Raw genomic sequence first — 15728 nt, forward strand, 5'->3', positions numbered from 1 at the left:
GACAATGGCTGCAAAGCACAACCAGACGGAGGAACCATTATGGCCAAGCGTGGCCGCAAGAAGCGCGACCGCAAGCATTCCAAGGCCAACCACGGCAAGCGGCCCAACGCCGGCTCAAAGTCTGTGGGGCGCTAGCCCCGCCGAATGATGGTGGTGCGGCTGAGCTCGATGCGCAGCCGCTCACGTAGCCGATCAGGTGCCTTCTCTCCGCTGCACTTCTTCGCGATCAACGCCTTGACCCGCTCCTCGACGCCGTAATAGCGCAAGCAGCTGGGGCACTCCTCGAGATGATGGCGGAGCTTGTCGCGCGTCTCGGCGGTGCACTCACCGTCGAGCAGGGTCCATACCTCGGCGATCACCGCGGCGCACTCCGGGTGTTCGGGATCTACCGGGCCGATTGGCGGGGACCAGCGGTCCTCGGCGTCACGGTCACTCATGACGTCACCTCCTCGGGCGTGTCGAGCTGGCCACGGATGAAGCCGCGGTCCCTCGCCACGTCGGCCAACAGCTCGCGCAGCTGGCGCCTGCCCCGGTGCAGCCGGGACATCACGGTCCCGATCGGCGTATCCATGATTTCGGCGATCTCCTTGTACGGGAAGCCTTCGACGTCTGCGTAGTACACGGCCATCCGGAACTCCTCAGGCAGGGCCTGCAGGGCGTCCTTGATCTCGCTGTCCGGCAACGCCTCCAGCGCCTCCACCTCCGCCGAGCGCAGCCCGGTCGAGGAGTGCTCAGCGTTGGCAGCCAGCTGCCAATCGGTGATCTCCTCGGTCGGATACTCGGACGGCTGCCGCTGCTTCTTGCGGTAGCTGTTGATGTAGGTGTTGGTCAGAATCCGGTACAGCCACGCCTTCAGGTTGGTGCCCTCGCGGAACGAGCGGAACCCGGCGTAGGCCTTCACCATGGTTTCCTGCAGCAGGTCCTCGGCGTCCGCAGGGTTGCGCGTCATGCGCAGAGCACCGCCGTAGAGCTGGTCGAGCAGCGGAATCGCGTCGCGCTCGAACCGCGCCGTCAGTTCGGCGTCGGTCTCTTCGGGTTTGTCGAGCGCCGACGTATCCGGCCCGGTATCCGGCGCCTGTCCGTCGATGTCGGTCATTGTGGGGAACACCGTCCCTTCCGTCGCGGCGCCACCAAACAAGCCCGGCACGTCGACCGCACGGTCCAGGCATATGGCAGGCACCAAAGACCCCTTCCCTCGATCCTAGAGGCAATGACCGACCCGGCCCGTTTGCGGGCCGAATCGCTACCAATAACAGCACGCACAGGCGCGGTTGTTCCCACATACGCTGGGCGCGTGGCACGTGCGGCGACTCCGGCGATCGCGGCCCTGTTGGCTGCGCAGGCCCCACACGAGGTCCTGCAGTACCACCACGACCCTCGCAACTCGTCGTTCGGCGAGGAGGCGGTGGCCGAGCTTGCGCAGGTCGAGGGCGTCAACCCGGAGCAGGTGTTCAAGACGCTGGTCATCGCGCTGCCCAAGGGGCTGGCGGTCGCGGTGATCCCGGTGCCGTCGAAGTTGTCGCTGAAAGCGGCGGCGGCAGCGCTCGGCGTGCCGAAGGCGACGATGGCCGAGCGGGCGGCCGCCGAGCGCTCGACGGGCTACGTGGTAGGCGGGATAAGCCCTCTCGGCCAGCGCAAGCCGTTGCCGACGGTGGTCGATGCCTCGGCGCTGCGCTGGGACCGGGTGCTGTGCAGCGCCGGTAAGCGCGGCTGGGACGTGGCGCTGCATCCGCAGGACCTGATCCGGCTGACCAACGCGGTCACCGCCGACATCTGCGCCTGACTCTTCGCCGAACGTGGGTTACCCGCACGCTTTGAGGGTGCGAAGCGTGCGTTAATCCCGCAGTCGCGCATCCGCCGAGCGAGAGCGCCCTAGGGTGAGCCCATGTCGCTTTCGCAGAAGACCATGTTCATCTCCGGCGCCAGCCGCGGCATCGGCCTGGCAATCGCCAAGCGCGCGGCCGCCGACGGCGCCAACATCGCGCTGATCGCCAAGACCGCCGAACCACATCCGAAGCTGCCCGGCACGGTGTACACCGCGGCCAAGGAACTGGAGGAAGCCGGCGGGCAGGCGTTGCCGATCGTCGGCGACATCCGCGGCGAGGAGTCGGTCGCGGCGGCGGTGGCGCAGACGGTCGAGCAGTTCGGCGGCATCGACATCTGCGTGAACAACGCCTCGGCGATCAACCTCGGCTCCATCAAAGAGGTGCCGCTCAAGCGCTTCGACCTGATGAACGGCATCCAGGTGCGCGGCACATACACCGTTTCGCAGGCTTGCATCCCGCACATGATCGGCCGCGACAACCCCCACATCCTGACGTTGTCACCGCCGATCCGGTTGGACCCGGAATGGCTCAAGCCGACCGCGTACATGATGGCGAAGTACGGAATGTCGTTGTGCGCGTTGGCCATGGCCGAGGAGTTGCGGGAGGACGGCATCGCCTCTAACACGCTGTGGCCGCGCACGCTGGTGGCCACCGCCGCGGTGCAGAACCTGCTCGGGGGCGACGAGGCCATGGGCCGCGCGCGCAAGCCCGACGTGTACGCCGACGCGGCCTACGTCATCCTCAACAAATCTGCCCGCGAATACACCGGCAACGCGCTGCTGTGCGAGGACGTGCTGCTGGACTCCGGTGTCACCGACCTCTCGGTCTACGACTGCGTGCCGGGATCCGAACTGGGCGTCGACCTCTGGGTCGACACCCCCAACCCGCCGGGATACACGGGGCCTTAGTCGAATTCGATGACGCCCCGGATATTGCGCCCTTCTCTCAGGTCCGCGATGGCGTCGTTGATCTCGTTCAGCTTGTAGCGCTTGGTGATCAGCTCGTCGAGCTTGAGGTGCCCGTTGCGGTACATGTCCAACAGCATCGGCATGCTGGCCCGCGGATTCATGCCGCCGTAGATCAGCCCCTTCAAAGTTTTGCAGCTCTGCAGCATGTCGACGAGCAGCATCGGCACCATGCTCAATTCGAACTTCGGAACCCCGGTGATCAGGCAGGTGCCGCCCTTGCTGGTCAACGCCAGCGCAGGGGTCAGCATGTCTGCTGTGACCACGCTCGGCGTCAGTACAACGCGGTCCGCCATCACCCCGCGGGTGAGCTCCCTTACCTGAGCAATGGCCTCCTCCATGGAAGGACTGGTGTCCGTTGCGCCGAAGAACTTTGCCGAATCACGCTTGAATTCAACGGGATCCACCGCGATCACCATATTGGCGCCAGCTGCGCGCGCACCTTGCACGGCATTGATTCCCACCCCACCCGTCCCGACGACGACGACGGTGTCCCCCGGTTTCGTGCCGACGCCGGTGGTGCCCGACCCCCACCCCGTGGTCACGCCGCAGGACACCAGCGACGCCGCTTCCAGCGGAATCGACTCATCCAGCTTGATCACCGATTCCTCTGCGAGAAGGCCATATTCGGCGAATGTGCCGAGCTGACAGAAAGCCGTGACATCCTCGTCGCCGAGGTGACGGCGACGGGCGCCGTCGATCGATTCCTTGGTCAGCATGGCTGCGCCGTTGTCGCACAGATAGGTCATCCCCGATACACACCATCGACACTTGCCACATGCGGCGATGAACGAGTATGAGACGCGGTCGCCGGGCTTCACAGATCGGACGCCAGGACCGACCTCGGCGACGACGCCGGCACCTTCATGACCGCCGATCAACGGGAAGTAGTCGAGGCGGGGCATCCCCATGGCCTCCATCATCGCGGCGAGGTCCGGTGTGGGAACCATGTCACCCGTCGAGAAGTGGTCGTCGGAATGGCAGATGCCCGCGACCGCCATCTTCACCAGCACCTCGCCCTCGCGTGGCGGGTCGAGCGTGATTTCCGTGATCTCCCAATCCTGCCCCACCCCGCGAATCACCGCGCCCTGACACTTCATCGGGCACCCCCGCGCGGCTTTAGGCCCAGCCGTCGCAGTCCGCGCGCCGCAGAGGCGCGCATCAGCCCCATCGCGATCCGGAACCTTCGGCGCGAGTAGGGGTACCAGAGCGGTTCATTGGCCTGAGTCGGAATTCGGGGCGTCGTAATCGCCTGTGGCCGACAATATTTGAGAATCCCCTCGGCGCCGCCGTTGCGGGCACCGATCCCGGAGTCCTTCCAGCCCGGCATCGGTACGTTGAACTGAAAACCGTTGGCCAACGCATCGTTGATGTTGACGGCGCCCGCTTCCAGCCGACGGGCGACCCGCTCGCCGCGCGCAGGATCACCCGTCCAGACCGTCGCGGACAGACCGTAATTGGAGTCGTTGGCCAGCCGGACCGCTTCATCTTCGTCGGCGACCTTCACCACCGGCAGCGTCGGACCGAACGTCTCCTCGCGCATGCATGCCATCGAGTTGTCTGCGTCGGCAAGCACGGTGGGCTGAAAGAATGTGCCGACTCCGGTCGGCTTTCCACCCGTGGTCACTCGCGCCCCGCTGGCGACTGCCTGCTCGACGTGGCGGGCGACGATGTCGCGCTGCGCCGCGGTGGCCATCGCGCCGACGTCGAATCGGTACTTGTCGTCGTCCTGGCCCTGACGCAGTCGGCTCACCTTGTCGGTGAGCTTGGCGACGAATTGGTCGTAGATCGGCGCCTCGACGTAAACCCGTTCGATCGACACACACACCTGCCCCGAGTTGTTCATCCCACCCCACGCAATGCCGTTGACCGCACGTTCGAGATCGGCGTCCGCCAACACCACCGCGGGGTCCTTGCCGCCGAGTTCGAGGCTGTACGGGATCAACCGCTCCGCGCATGCCACCGCCACCTTGCGGCCCGTCGCCGTCGAACCGGTGAAGTGCACGTAATCCGAGTTGGCGATGACGGCGGCCCCGGTCTCGGCGTAACCGGTGGTCAGCGCGAGCACCGGCGGCGCCCCGATCTCAGCCCAGCCGCGGGCGAATTCGACCGCGCTCAGCGGGGTCACCTCCGACGGCTTGAGAAGCACGGCGGCGCCCGCGGCCAAGGCGGGGACGCCGTCGATAGCCGCGTTCGCGAACGGGAAATTCCAGGGAATGATCATCCCCACGACCGGATACGGCCGGTATACGGTCGTCAGCCGCTTGGTCATCATCAAGACGTTGTGCGGCCTCGGGTGGCGGTCGGCGAGGAAAGCCTCGGCGTTGCGCGCCCAGTACTCCAGCAGTCCCGAGGTCAGAGGTACCTCGATCGAGGCATCCGCGCGCACCTTGCCGGTTTCCGACTGGACCACATCGGTGAGGTGCTCGGCGTTGTCGAGCACCCATCCCTGGAATTTCAACAGCCAGGTCTTGCGGCCTCGTGGACCAAGGGCCTCCCACTCGGGTTGGAAGAGCCGAAGTTCGCGGGCCTTGGCAGCGACGGTTTCGGCCGAATCGTTCGGCACCGTCCCGACGACCGTGCCGTTGGCCGGATTACGCACCTCAATGCTGCTTTGTCGGATTTCGGGTTGGATGGCGGTCATGTGTGGTCTCCCGTTTCAAGGCGTTGCTGGAAGTGCGCCGTCAGTCAGAATCCCACCGCCGGGCGACCGCGCGCCGAGTATTGGCACACTCGACTGCCGTCACACCACGCAGACGTCGACGCCGAACAATCCCGCCGGCCAGAACAGTGCCGTCAACCCGTAGGCGCCGATGTCGGCGCCCGCCGGTATCCGGGTCTGCAGATGCGTCTGGATCAGCGCCACGTGCTCGGCTCGGAAAAAGGCGAACACCAGGCCGATCACGACGTATGGAACGGCCAGCCACATCGCGAACTCGATCATCGCCCCGACGCTGACCTTCCGGCTCAACAGACGACGCAGCATGACCTCACACCAACGCTCGGTGGCTGCGCACCCGCCTGCGGACGTCAGCCAGCAGCAGGTAGCTGCCGCCCTGGCGGACGAACACAGGAAGGAATCGGTTGACGAAGGCGACCAGAAGAAACAGCGACTCGAACTGGCGCTGTTTGAAACCGCTCCACCGCACACCCATCGCATCGCGGAACACCGGCGCAAGAAACCCGACGGTGAGGAACTTGAGCAGGGGCCGAAACGGCAGCGCGAGAACGGGATTGATCATCCGCAGGTCCAGCAGATCCCGCAGGTAGGCTCGGACATGGTCGTCGATGTGCACGCGTCGGCAGGCCTGTTCCCAATACGTGTCGAAGTCCGCGCGCGTCGGCGGCCACTGCTGCTCGGTGACCTGCAGCGTGGTGCCAAGCGTCCACGCCGAGCGGTAGAACCGGTCGGCCTGTTCGGCCGTCATCGGGCCGCGCAGCAGTTGGTAGCTGTCCTCCAGGCCGACGAAAAGGCAGGCGGCGACCCACATCTGCAACTCTCGGTCGAATGCGTTGTAGCGGACCGGGCTTTCTGCGGTGGACTTGACGTGGCGGTGGGCACCGTTGACGGCTTCGCGTATCGCGGCGCGGTCGTCGGGGCGGCCGAGGACCGCTACCGCCAGGTACTGGAACGTCGTCCTGGCCCGTTTCCACGGGTGCTTGAGCAGATTGCCGGACTCCACCTTGCTCTCGCTGACGCCGTAGCCCACCTGCGGCCACGACAACTGCATGATCACGTTGGCGGCACCGGCGGCGAACGCCCAGAAGTCCAAGGCCTCGGCCACGCTCACTTCGGCGTCCGGATCCCAACGCGAGGTGCGCCGACGGATGTCGATGCGGCAGTCGGCGAGCGTCATGCCAGGCACACCGCCGAGACCAGCAGCACCGGCCACCACAGCACCGCCCGCCAGCCGCCGCCGAGCAGCGCCCACAGCACGCCGATGGCCAAGTACGGTGCCGCGAGCATCGCGGCGGTGCCGATCCATTCCGCGATCGTCATCTCGAAGCTCAAGACCTTTCGCACCATGCTGAGCATGAGCGGTTATGTTAATGGCTATTCGGAATGCGATGGACCGATTCACGGTTGTTTCAGCGGATAAACCCGCCGAATGTGAACCGCGATCTACTTCAGCATTGTCCGCACACTTAAAGCGAACGCGGCGGTGGTGAAGCACGCCGGTTCGGCGAACTCCTCGAGCGTGATCGCGTCGTTCCAGTCGGCGTCGGCGGTGGCCCGCAGCAGCGGTTTGCTCATCGCGACGGCGTGCGGCGGCAAATCGGCTATGCGCGAGCACCATTCGTCGGCGGCGGCGAGTAGCCGGGCGTGTTCGACAACCTCCTGAACCAACCCGAGACGCAACGCGGTGTCGGCGTCGATGTGATCGCCGCGCAGGTAGTACGCCAGCGCACCCTGATATCCGAGCCGGCGGGTGAGCGCCCAACTGGTACCCACCTCCGGGATCAGGCCGAGCTTTCCGAACGCGGGCACGATCACCGCACGGTCACTGGCGACGACGAGATCGCAGGTCAGCGCCCACGCCAAGCCCACGCCCGCCGCCGGTCCGTTGAGCGCGGCGATGAAGATCGTGTCCGAACGCGCGATGAGCCGGGCGATCCCGCCGAACTCGCGGCGGATCCAGCGCCACACGTCGGCCACTCCCTCGGGCTCGCCGAGCGATTCGACCGCGATCTTCATCATCTTCAGATCGCCGCCCGCACTGAAGCCGGGATCTGCGCCGGTGAGCACGACGGCGCGGACGTCGTGGTCGGCGTCGAGCGCCTCGAGAGCCCGTCGCAGTTGCCGCACCAGCGGAGCGGACAGCACGTTGAGCCGGCGCGACTCGTCCAGCGTCACCACCGCCCTATCCCCGCGATGCTCGACGTGGACGCGCTCCGGTGCGTCCGGATCGTCGCCACCTGCGACGATGGTGCGATACATCGATTCCATCTGATTCACTCCTCGATATCGTTGGCGCGCAACGCTGTCCATGCCGCCGTGGCGAAGATGTCGACGACACCGCGCGGCATCGTCTGCTCGTCGCCGGCAAGCCAGTAACGGCTGAACTCCTGGGCCGGGCCGAGCCAGAGCGCGGCGGTGACCCCCGGCCGCATCGGCCGCAGCGCTCCATACGTGTGATGCGGCCGCCACCAGTCCCGGACAGCGGCGAAGAAATCCCGATTCGCATCGCGCAGCGACGCACTCTCCAATCGGTCGCCCAGCAGCAACGTGGCCTCGCCGCGGTGTCCGCCGACCCACCGCAGGTGATATGCGACGCCGCCGCGGACGCCGAGTTCCGCGGTGTGCTGGCTGCGCAGCATCTCCACGAATCCGGCCTGGTACTCGCTCATCACCTGGGCGTAGACCGCCGCGGCAAGCGCGGGCTTGTCCGGAAAGTGGTGGTAGAGCGCGCCGACGCTCACTTCGGCCTCGCGCCGGACCTCCTCCAGCGTCGGCACCAGCGCGCCGTCGACGGCGAACCGGCGTCGCGCTACGCGCAGTAACCGGTCCCGAGCGTCGGTTCCCGACCGGGGCACGAGAAAGACTCTAATTGAACAGAGAAATCCTCGGTAGGGTTAGAGCAGCGTCGCCTGCTCGGGTTCCGGCTTTGCCGGTTCGATCAGCTCAGGCCCGTTGTTGCGGACGCTGTTGACCAGCCGTGCCACCTCGCGGATCTCGATGCGGTCGAGATCGCCGTGGCCACGCAGCAGGCCCTCATCGATGGGCGCATCGGGATCCAGCCAGCGGTCCCAGTCGTCGCGGCTGATGGTCAGCGGCATGCGGTCGTGGATGTCGGCTAGCGGACCAGCGGCATCGGTGGTGATGATGGTGCAACTCAGCAGCGGCGGTGCGTCCTTCGGGGCGTCCTTCGCACGCCACGTCGACCACAGCCCGGCCATGAACAGCATCTCGCCGTCACCGCCGTACATGTAGAAGGGCGTCTTGGCGCCCTTCTCGCCGCGCCATTCGTACCAGCCGTCCATCGGCACCAGACACCTCTTGTTCTTCGCGGAGTTGCGGAACGCCGGTGAAGTGGTCACCTTCTCGGCCCGCGCGTTGATCAGCAGCGGCCCCTTGGTGTCCGGACCGCCGTCTTCCGACGTCTTGGCCCACGGCGGCACCAGGCCCCAGCGCATCGACCGCACCCGCCGCGTCGACTCGTCGTCGGGTTCGGTGTGCCGTTTGACCACCGTGCTGATGGTCGTGGTCGGCGCGACGTTGTAGTTGTCCTTCAGCGCGGCCGTGCTCTCGTCGATGGCCTGGATCTTCTGCGCCAACAAGGCCGGATCGGTGGTCACTGCGAATCGCCCACACATATATCCCATGGTGGCACGCGGAGCCGACAGGGCAGGATGTACCACGTGAGCAACTGGCAGGCACCGACGACGTCGACCCCCGTGCATGCCACCGTGACCATCCCCGGTTCGAAGTCGCTGACCAATCGAGCGCTGATTCTGGCCGCGCTGGCGACACCGAACGGGACGTCGACGCTGCGCAATGCGCTGCGCAGCCGTGACACCGACCTGATGATCGGGGCGCTGCAGACGCTCGGCGTCACCGTCGACGGTGCGGGCCCCGAGTTGACCATCCGCGGAGCCCTCACGCCGCGACCGGGTGCCCGGATCGACTGCGGGCTGGCGGGCACGGTGCTGCGATTCGTCCCGCCGGTGGCGGCGCTGAGCACCGAGACGGTGCTGTTCGACGGCGACGAACAGGCCAGGGGGCGCCCGATCGGCCCGCTGCTCGACGCCCTGCGCGGGCTCGGCGTCGACGTCGACGGCGACGGACTGCCGTTCTCGGTGCGCGGCGCGGGCGCGGTGGCGGGCGGCACGGTGGAGATCGACGCGTCGGCGTCGTCGCAGTTCGTCTCCGGTCTGCTGCTGTCAGGGGCCTCGTTCACCGACGGCCTGACGGTCGTCCACACCGGCGAAACCGTGCCGTCAGCGCCACACATCGCGATGACGGTGTCGATGCTGCGCGAAGCCGGCGTGACCGTCGACGACGGCGAGGCCAACCGTTGGCACGTCGCACCGGGTCCAATTGCGGCGCGGCAGTGGACCATTGAACCCGACCTTTCCAACTCGGTGCCGTTTTTGGCCGCGGCCGTGGTCACCGGGGGCGTGGTTCGGGTGGCCGGCTGGCCCGACGACAGCATCCAGCCCGCAGCCGACGTCTTCGCGATCCTCGAGAAACTGGGTTCGGTTGTCACCCAAGGCAATTCATACCTGGAAGTGCACGGCAGCCCGAACTACGGTGGCTTCGACGTCGATCTACACGACGTCGGGGAGCTGACACCGGCCGTGGCCGCGCTGGCGGCGTTGGCGTCGGACGGATCGGTCTCGCAGCTGCGCGGGGTCGCTCACCTGCGCGGTCACGAAACCGACCGACTGGCGGCGTTGTCCGCCGAGATCAACCGTCTCGGTGGCCAATGCGAGGAGACACCGGACGGACTGCGCATCACCGCGCGAGCGCTGCACGGCGGCGTGTGGCTGTCGTACGCCGACCATCGGATGGCCACCGCAGGCGCCATCGTGGGGCTGCGGGTGCCCGGTGTCGAAGTGGAAGACGTTGGCACGACGGCAAAGACGCTGCCGAAGTTCCCGCAACTGTGGGCCGAGATGCTCGAAGGGCAGGGGGCCGCCGGACGTGAGGATTGAGTAGCTTTTGAGCCCTCGCGAGTACGACGAGTCCGATGTCCGGGTGCGGCCCGGCCGGGGCTCGCGGCCGCGAACCAAGACCCGTCCTGACCATGCCGATGCGCAGGAAGCCATGGTGGTCACCGTCGACCGCGGCCGGTGGGGCTGCGCGCTGGGCAGGGACCCGGACCGGCGGGTCACCGCGATGCGGGCCAGGGAACTGGGCCGCACCCCGATCGTCGTCGGCGACGACGTCGGAATCGTCGGCGATCTGTCCGGCAGACCCGACACACTGGCCCGCATCATCCGTCGCGGTGATCGCCGAACGGTGTTGCGGCGCACCGCAGATGACACCGATCCGACCGAGCGGGTGGTGGTCGCCAACGCCGATCAGCTGCTGATCGTGGTGGCGTTGGCCGATCCCCCGCCGCGCACCGGCCTCGTGGAACGCGCGCTGATCGCGGCCTACGCCGGCGGCCTCGAGCCGATCCTGTGCCTGACGAAGACCGACCTGGCCCCGCCGGAACCGTTCGCCGCCCACTTCGCCGATCTCGACCTGACGATCACCACCGCAGGCCGCGACGATCCGCTGGACGCCGTCGCTCCGTTGCTCGCCGACAAGGTGACGGTGCTGCTCGGCCATTCCGGTGTCGGCAAGTCGACATTGGTGAATCGCCTTGTGCCCGATGCGGACAGGGCCACCGGTGCGGTGACCGACGTCGGCAAGGGCCGACACACCTCGACGCAGTCGGTCGCACTTCCGCTGAGCTTCGGCGGCTGGGTCATCGACACGCCCGGGATCCGGTCGTTCGGGCTGGCGCACATCGAACCCGACGACGTGCTGCTCGCATTCTCGGATCTGGCCGAGGCGATCAAGGACTGCCCACGCGGATGCGGGCACATGGGACCGCCCGCCGACCCCGAGTGTGCGCTGGACACGCTGACCGGACCGGCCGCGGGGCGCGCGGCCGCGGCGCGTCGCCTTCTCGCCGCGTTGCGAGAGGGCTAGCAGAAGGCTGGGAGTCCGCTTGGCCTCATTGCTCGTTATTTAGGGTAAATGTTAAAACGGCTAAGTGAGTGCTGAACGGACAGACGACGACACCTGGGACCTGGCCACGAGCGTGGGTGCCACCGCGACCATGGTCGCCGCGGGAAGGGCCCGCGCCACCCGAGCCAACCTCATCGAGGACCCTCTCGCCGAACCTCTGGTCCGCGCGGTCGGGATCGACTTCTTCACCCGCTGGGCCAGCGGCGAGCTGGCCGCCGTCGACGTCGATATGCCGGGCGCGTTCTTTGGTATGCAACAGATGACCGAACTGCTCGCCGCACGCACGCAGTACTTCGACCGCTTCCTGGCCGCCGCGACCGCCGCAGGCATCCGCCAGGTCGTGATCCTCGCCTCGGGACTGGACGCCCGCGGATATCGGTTCGCCTGGCCCGGGGGCACCGTGGTGTTCGAGATCGATCAACCTGAGGTGTTGGCTTTCAAAGCCGCGACGCTGGCCGACCTCGGCGCCAAGCCGACGGCGGACGTGCGCACCGTCCCGATCGACTTGCGCAAGGACTGGCCGACGGCGTTGCGGGAGGCCGGCTTCGATCCGGCGAAGCCGTCCGCGTGGACAGCAGAAGGTCTGCTGCCCTTTCTTCCCGCCGAGGCACAAGACCGCTTGCTGGACAAAATCACCGAACTCAGTGCCGAGGGCAGTCGGCTCGCTTCGGAGGTGGCGACGACATCATCCGCGGGCGACAGCAGTCGGTTCTGGGACTCGCTGGAGGAAGTCACCAAGCGCTGGCAGGAGCACGGATTGGACATCGAACTCGGCGCACTCGGTTACTCCGACGATCGTGAAGACGTCGCCGGTTACCTCGACGCCAGGGGCTGGCGGTCGGATGCGATCTCTCTGTCGAGCTTGCTCGCCGAGGCCGGATTGCCTGTGCCGCCTGACGACAACGCGTTCGGAGACAACTACTACTGCACCTCGGTGAAGCAAGACACGAACTGAGGCCCTCCCGGGAATCGGAGGGCCTCAGTGGCTTTGGTTGCTCAGGGGCGGTAGCCGGACTCGAAATGCTGGATGCGCCACACACCGTGGTGGCCGTGCCAGCCGGGCATCGCCTGCGGCGCGGGGTGCGCCTTGACCCCTGGGCTGTAGAAGTGGCCAGGGACGGTCGGTTGGGTGGTCGTGGCCGCGCAGGCCGCGCCCGCCAGCCCGATGGCGGCACCGCCGATGACGCCCGCTGAGACGATGGAAACAGCAAAGGCGCGCGCAACGTTGATGGTCATTGTGAATTCTCCTGTGTGAGTTGGCTTTTCGGCTCTTGCACCGGTGTTTTCCGGCGATGAATCAAGAATGCGCTGTTCGACGGCCACGGTCTGTCCGGTGATCGGCCTGTGCAGCGGTGGAATTCGGCGTCCCCCGATCGGGGGAACTAGGCTCGACACCGTGAGCCAAATACCCATGATTTCCCTCAACGACGGCGCGAGCATCCCGCAGCTCGGATTCGGCACCTACAAGATCGCCCCCGACGAGGCGGCGTCAGCGGTGCGAACAGCGCTCGACGTCGGCTACCGGCACGTCGACACCGCGCAGATGTACCGCAACGAGAAGGGCGTCGGACAGGCCATCCGCGAGTCGGGCATCGACCGCGCCGACGTGTTCGTCACCAGCAAGCTCAACAACGGTTTCCACAAACCCGACGACGCGCGCCGCGCCTTCGACGGCACACTCGCGGCGCTCGGCTTCGACTACGTCGATCTGTTCCTGATCCACTGGCCGCTGCCGACGCGCTACGACGGCGACTTCATCTCGACGTGGCGCACGCTCGAGGAGTTCAAGAGCGACGGCCGGGCCCGCAGCATCGGGGTGTCGAACTTCCAGGTGTCACACCTGCGGCGACTGGCCCGCGAGACGGACACGACGCCCGCGGTCAACCAGGTCGAGGTGCACCCGTATTTCGCAAACGCCGAAGTGCGCGACTACGGCCGCGAACACGGCATCGTGACCGAGGCGTGGGCGCCCATCGCGCGCGGCACCGTGGTGGATGATCCGGCTGTCACGCGCATCGCAGCAGAGGTCGGCAAGTCGGCAGCGCAAGTGGTGTTGCGCTGGCATATTCAGCGCGGCGATGTGGTGTTCCCCAAATCGGTAACGCCGCAACGGATCAAAGAGAACTTCGGCATCTTCGATTTCGAACTCGGCGAGGCCGAAGTGGCTGCGCTGTCGGCGCTGGACAAAGGCGAAGCCGGCCGCACCGGGCCCAACCCCGACCAGTTCGACAACGTCGACACCTAGCCGTTGCGAGTAGAGTGCGACAGTGACCGAACTAGGCTTCCTGGACCGCACACGCGAAGGATATGACCTCACCGCATCCGAATACGCCGAACGGTTTCACGATCACCTGCACAACAAGCCACTCGACCGTGCGATGCTCACCGGGTTCGCCGGGATGGTCAACAGCAACGGGCTGATCGCCGACGTCGGTTGCGGCACGGGTGCCACGTCGCGCCTGTTCGCCGACCTCGGGCTCGACGTCGTCGGTATCGACTTGTCCCCCAGGATGATTGCGCAAGCGCGACGGCTCAACCCCGGGTTGCGCTTTCAGGCCGGGTCGATGACCAAGCTCGACTTCGAGGACGGCCAGTTCGACGGTCTGTGCGCGTGGTACTCGGTGATCCACATCCCCGACGAGTCGCTGCCCGCGGTGTTCGCCGAATTCTGCCGCGTGCTACGGCCCGGCGGGGTGGCGTTGGTCGCCTTTCAGGTCGGCGACCAACCACGCACGTTCAAAGAGATGTTCGGCGCGCAGGTGTCGTTGACGTTCTATCGCCGACAGCCCGACACCGTCGCCGTGCTGCTCGACGAGGCTGGTCTGGCACCGTACGCCGGTCTGGTGCGTGACCCCGACGACGACGGCTTCGAATCAACGCCGCAGGCTTACCTGATCGCGCGCAAGTAGCCGCGAGAGACCGCAAAATGCCACCGCCACTCGGCGTGTCGACGTGCAAACACGGTCTCTCGCGGGAAGGGAAGGGCAGTCAGGCGTTGCGCTTCGCGCGGCGCCGGGCGCGCACGGCGGCGATCGCTGACTTCAGGCCACTGCGCTGCGTCGGCTCGAGCTCGGCGAACATCCGTTCGCTGCGCGTTTCCGGCGCATCGTCGGCGGTGTCGCGCAGATACTTGTCCGGCAGCGACAGCTTGGCGATGGTGCGCCACGTCTTGCCGTACTGAACCAGGAACGAACCCGTCGTGTACGGCAGGTCGTACTTTTCGAACACCTGGCGCACCCGAATCGAGATCTCGTGCAGCCGGTTGCTGGGCAGATCCGGATACAAGTGGTGCTCGATCTGGTGGCACAGGTTGCCGCTCATGAAGCGCAACACCGGACCGTTCTCGAAGTTGGCGCTGCCGAGCAATTGGCGCAGATACCACTCGCCCTTGCTCTCGCCTGCCATGTCGGTCTTGGTGAATTTCTCTGCGCCGTCAGGGAAATGGCCGCAGAAGATCACCGCGTTGGCCCAGACGTTGCGGATGACGTTGGCCACCGCGTTGGCCTTCAGCGTCGACTTGAAGGTCGCACTGGGCGACAGCGAGGTCAGCGCCGGATAGGCGACGTAGTCCTTGACCACCTGACGGCCCGCCTTGGCCGAGAACTCGCGCAGCCGCACCATCGTTGCGTCGCGGTCGTCGCGGCCCTTGAACATCCTGCCGAGTTCCAGATGCTGCAGCCCGACACCCCATTCGAAACCGACCGCGAGCATCGTGTTGTAGAACAAGTTGCCCAGATTGAACGGCTTCCACTTCTCGTCACGGGTGACGCGCAGCAGGCCATAGCCCACGTCGTCGTCCATGCCGAGGATGTTGGTGTACTTGTGGTGCATGAAGTTGTGAGTGAACCGCCAGTGCTTGGCGGCGCCGCTCATGTCCCACTCCCATGTGGTGGAGTGGATTTCGGGATCGTTCATCCAATCCCATTGGCCATGCATGACGTTGTGGCCGATCTCCATGTTCTCGATGATCTTGGCCACGCCCAGGGTCACTGTGCCCGCCCACCACGCCGAGCGCCGTGAACTCGCGGCCAGGAGCAGCCGGCCGGCCACCTCCAAGGCCCGCTGGGCGGCGATGGTGCGGCGAATGTAGCGTGCATCGCGCTCGCCTCGGGAGTCCTCGACATCCTGGCGAATTGCGTCCAGTTCGAACGCGAGGTTGTCGATATCGGCTTCGGTCAGATGCGCGAATGCCGGTACGTCCGTGATTGCCATGTTCTTGCCTCCCTTCTATGAACCTACGCTATCGTAACCTAC

The 15728-nt window shown here is 66.4% G+C and carries 20 protein-coding genes; 8 read left to right on the plus strand and 12 right to left on the minus strand.

All coding sequences use genetic code 11. The features are described 5' to 3' along the window. Positions 1 to 39: 39 nt before the first annotated feature. A complete protein-coding gene (locus tag A5724_RS35190) occupies positions 40 to 135 on the plus strand; it encodes a 50S ribosomal protein bL37 (RefSeq protein ID WP_006245863.1) in 96 nt (31 codons plus the stop codon). Here A5724_RS35190 and rsrA read toward each other — a convergent pair. Further along, positions 132 to 437: a mycothiol system anti-sigma-R factor gene (gene rsrA, locus A5724_RS21290; protein WP_067806727.1), complete on the minus strand. Its 306-nt coding sequence runs from the start codon at positions 435 to 437 to the stop codon at positions 132 to 134. The genes A5724_RS35190 and rsrA overlap by 4 nt on opposite strands. Beyond that, positions 434 to 1096 carry a sigma-70 family RNA polymerase sigma factor gene (locus tag A5724_RS21295; RefSeq protein ID WP_232004935.1) on the minus strand — a complete coding sequence of 221 codons (663 nt, stop codon included), beginning with the start codon at positions 1094 to 1096 and terminating at the stop codon, positions 434 to 436. The genes rsrA and A5724_RS21295 overlap by 4 nt, the downstream gene beginning before the upstream one ends. A 198-nt stretch (positions 1097 to 1294) precedes the next feature. Between A5724_RS21295 and ybaK the strand changes: the two genes are divergently transcribed. Further along, on the plus strand, positions 1295 to 1783 hold the full coding sequence (gene ybaK / locus A5724_RS21300; protein ID WP_067806734.1) for a Cys-tRNA(Pro) deacylase: 489 nt from the start codon (positions 1295 to 1297) through the stop codon (positions 1781 to 1783). A 102-nt stretch (positions 1784 to 1885) separates the two neighbouring features. Beyond that, positions 1886 to 2734, plus strand: a complete 849-nt coding sequence (locus A5724_RS21305; protein ID WP_067806737.1) for an NAD(P)-dependent oxidoreductase — start codon at positions 1886 to 1888, stop codon at positions 2732 to 2734. Here A5724_RS21305 and A5724_RS21310 read toward each other — a convergent pair. The 8 genes from A5724_RS21310 to A5724_RS21345 all read right to left on the minus strand — a co-directional run bounded on the left by A5724_RS21310 (position 2731) and on the right by A5724_RS21345 (position 9106). Further along, entirely contained in the window at positions 2731 to 3891 is a 1161-nt protein-coding gene (locus A5724_RS21310) for an NDMA-dependent alcohol dehydrogenase (RefSeq protein ID WP_156752397.1), read from the minus strand. The genes A5724_RS21305 and A5724_RS21310 overlap by 4 nt on opposite strands. Next, on the minus strand, positions 3888 to 5435 hold the full coding sequence (locus A5724_RS21315) for an aldehyde dehydrogenase family protein (RefSeq protein ID WP_067806739.1): 1548 nt from the start codon (positions 5433 to 5435) through the stop codon (positions 3888 to 3890). Before A5724_RS21315 ends, A5724_RS21310 begins: the two co-directional genes overlap by 4 nt. A gap of 99 nt (positions 5436 to 5534) precedes the next feature. After that, on the minus strand, positions 5535 to 5777 hold the full coding sequence (locus A5724_RS21320; protein ID WP_067806742.1) for a hypothetical protein: 243 nt from the start codon (positions 5775 to 5777) through the stop codon (positions 5535 to 5537). A 4-nt stretch (positions 5778 to 5781) separates the two neighbouring features. Then, positions 5782 to 6648 (minus strand): oxygenase MpaB family protein, encoded by an 867-nt coding sequence (locus tag A5724_RS21325; protein ID WP_067806746.1) that lies wholly within the window; start codon positions 6646 to 6648, stop codon positions 5782 to 5784. Beyond that, positions 6645 to 6827, minus strand: coding sequence for a hypothetical protein (locus A5724_RS21330; protein WP_067806749.1), 183 nt, complete (start codon positions 6825 to 6827; stop codon positions 6645 to 6647). Before A5724_RS21330 ends, A5724_RS21325 begins: the two co-directional genes overlap by 4 nt. Before the next feature lie 87 nt (positions 6828 to 6914). Then, a complete protein-coding gene (locus tag A5724_RS21335) occupies positions 6915 to 7739 on the minus strand; it encodes an enoyl-CoA hydratase/isomerase family protein (protein WP_067807234.1) in 825 nt (274 codons plus the stop codon). A 5-nt stretch (positions 7740 to 7744) separates the two neighbouring features. Beyond that, positions 7745 to 8326, minus strand: coding sequence for a TetR/AcrR family transcriptional regulator (locus A5724_RS21340; RefSeq protein WP_067806754.1), 582 nt, complete (start codon positions 8324 to 8326; stop codon positions 7745 to 7747). Positions 8327 to 8365: 39 nt separating this feature from the next. Continuing rightward, the gene (locus A5724_RS21345; protein WP_067806756.1) at positions 8366 to 9106 is read right to left on the minus strand and encodes an SOS response-associated peptidase; all 741 of its coding nucleotides are present in this window, start codon (positions 9104 to 9106) and stop codon (positions 8366 to 8368) included. 36 nt (positions 9107 to 9142) lie between these two features. Between A5724_RS21345 and aroA the strand changes: the two genes are divergently transcribed. From aroA to A5724_RS21360, 3 genes are all read left to right on the plus strand, one after another. Then, positions 9143 to 10447: a 3-phosphoshikimate 1-carboxyvinyltransferase gene (gene aroA / locus A5724_RS21350; protein ID WP_067806759.1), complete on the plus strand. Its 1305-nt coding sequence runs from the start codon at positions 9143 to 9145 to the stop codon at positions 10445 to 10447. 7 nt (positions 10448 to 10454) lie between these two features. Continuing rightward, the gene (gene rsgA / locus A5724_RS21355; RefSeq protein ID WP_067806762.1) at positions 10455 to 11435 is read left to right on the plus strand and encodes a ribosome small subunit-dependent GTPase A; all 981 of its coding nucleotides are present in this window, start codon (positions 10455 to 10457) and stop codon (positions 11433 to 11435) included. A gap of 130 nt (positions 11436 to 11565) precedes the next feature. Beyond that, positions 11566 to 12429: an SAM-dependent methyltransferase gene (locus A5724_RS21360; protein WP_067807237.1), complete on the plus strand. Its 864-nt coding sequence runs from the start codon at positions 11566 to 11568 to the stop codon at positions 12427 to 12429. Between the two features lie 41 nt (positions 12430 to 12470). On the opposite strand, the gene A5724_RS21365 is transcribed toward A5724_RS21360, so the two are convergent. Beyond that, a complete protein-coding gene (locus A5724_RS21365; protein ID WP_067806764.1) occupies positions 12471 to 12710 on the minus strand; it encodes a hypothetical protein in 240 nt (79 codons plus the stop codon). Between the two features lie 160 nt (positions 12711 to 12870). Between A5724_RS21365 and A5724_RS21370 the strand changes: the two genes are divergently transcribed. Continuing rightward, positions 12871 to 13719, plus strand: a complete 849-nt coding sequence (locus A5724_RS21370; RefSeq protein WP_067806767.1) for an aldo/keto reductase — start codon at positions 12871 to 12873, stop codon at positions 13717 to 13719. 22 nt (positions 13720 to 13741) lie between these two features. Beyond that, on the plus strand, positions 13742 to 14383 hold the full coding sequence (locus A5724_RS21375; RefSeq protein ID WP_067806770.1) for a class I SAM-dependent methyltransferase: 642 nt from the start codon (positions 13742 to 13744) through the stop codon (positions 14381 to 14383). Between the two features lie 79 nt (positions 14384 to 14462). Here A5724_RS21375 and A5724_RS21380 read toward each other — a convergent pair whose 3' ends face one another. Beyond that, a complete protein-coding gene (locus A5724_RS21380) occupies positions 14463 to 15686 on the minus strand; it encodes a fatty acid desaturase (RefSeq protein WP_067806773.1) in 1224 nt (407 codons plus the stop codon). Between the last annotated feature and the right edge of the window lie 42 nt (positions 15687 to 15728).

Source organism: Mycobacterium sp. ACS1612, assembly GCF_001667505.1.
In the GTDB taxonomy this organism is placed as follows: domain Bacteria; phylum Actinomycetota; class Actinomycetes; order Mycobacteriales; family Mycobacteriaceae; genus Mycobacterium.

Excerpts from the sequence above, each read along its gene's own strand:
- A5724_RS21335 (WP_067807234.1), bottom strand. The coding sequence starts at position 7,739 with ATGGAATCGATGTATCGCACCATCGTCGCAGGTGGCGACGATCCGGAC.
- aroA (WP_067806759.1), top strand. The coding sequence starts at position 9,143 with ATGTACCACGTGAGCAACTGGCAGGCACCGACGACGTCGACCCCCGTG.
- A5724_RS21305 (WP_067806737.1), top strand. The coding sequence starts at position 1,886 with ATGTCGCTTTCGCAGAAGACCATGTTCATCTCCGGCGCCAGCCGCGGC.
- A5724_RS35190 (WP_006245863.1), top strand. The coding sequence starts at position 40 with ATGGCCAAGCGTGGCCGCAAGAAGCGCGACCGCAAGCATTCCAAGGCC.
- A5724_RS21295 (WP_232004935.1), bottom strand. The coding sequence starts at position 1,096 with ATGACCGACATCGACGGACAGGCGCCGGATACCGGGCCGGATACGTCG.
- A5724_RS21345 (WP_067806756.1), bottom strand. The coding sequence starts at position 9,106 with ATGTGTGGGCGATTCGCAGTGACCACCGATCCGGCCTTGTTGGCGCAG.
- A5724_RS21315 (WP_067806739.1), bottom strand. The coding sequence starts at position 5,435 with ATGACCGCCATCCAACCCGAAATCCGACAAAGCAGCATTGAGGTGCGT.
- A5724_RS21380 (WP_067806773.1), bottom strand. The coding sequence starts at position 15,686 with ATGGCAATCACGGACGTACCGGCATTCGCGCATCTGACCGAAGCCGAT.
- A5724_RS21310 (WP_156752397.1), bottom strand. The coding sequence starts at position 3,891 with ATGAAGTGTCAGGGCGCGGTGATTCGCGGGGTGGGGCAGGATTGGGAG.
- rsrA (WP_067806727.1), bottom strand. The coding sequence starts at position 437 with ATGAGTGACCGTGACGCCGAGGACCGCTGGTCCCCGCCAATCGGCCCG.
- A5724_RS21330 (WP_067806749.1), bottom strand. The coding sequence starts at position 6,827 with ATGCTCAGCATGGTGCGAAAGGTCTTGAGCTTCGAGATGACGATCGCG.
- A5724_RS21360 (WP_067807237.1), top strand. The coding sequence starts at position 11,566 with ATGGTCGCCGCGGGAAGGGCCCGCGCCACCCGAGCCAACCTCATCGAG.
- A5724_RS21320 (WP_067806742.1), bottom strand. The coding sequence starts at position 5,777 with ATGCTGCGTCGTCTGTTGAGCCGGAAGGTCAGCGTCGGGGCGATGATC.
- A5724_RS21325 (WP_067806746.1), bottom strand. The coding sequence starts at position 6,648 with ATGACGCTCGCCGACTGCCGCATCGACATCCGTCGGCGCACCTCGCGT.
- A5724_RS21365 (WP_067806764.1), bottom strand. The coding sequence starts at position 12,710 with ATGACCATCAACGTTGCGCGCGCCTTTGCTGTTTCCATCGTCTCAGCG.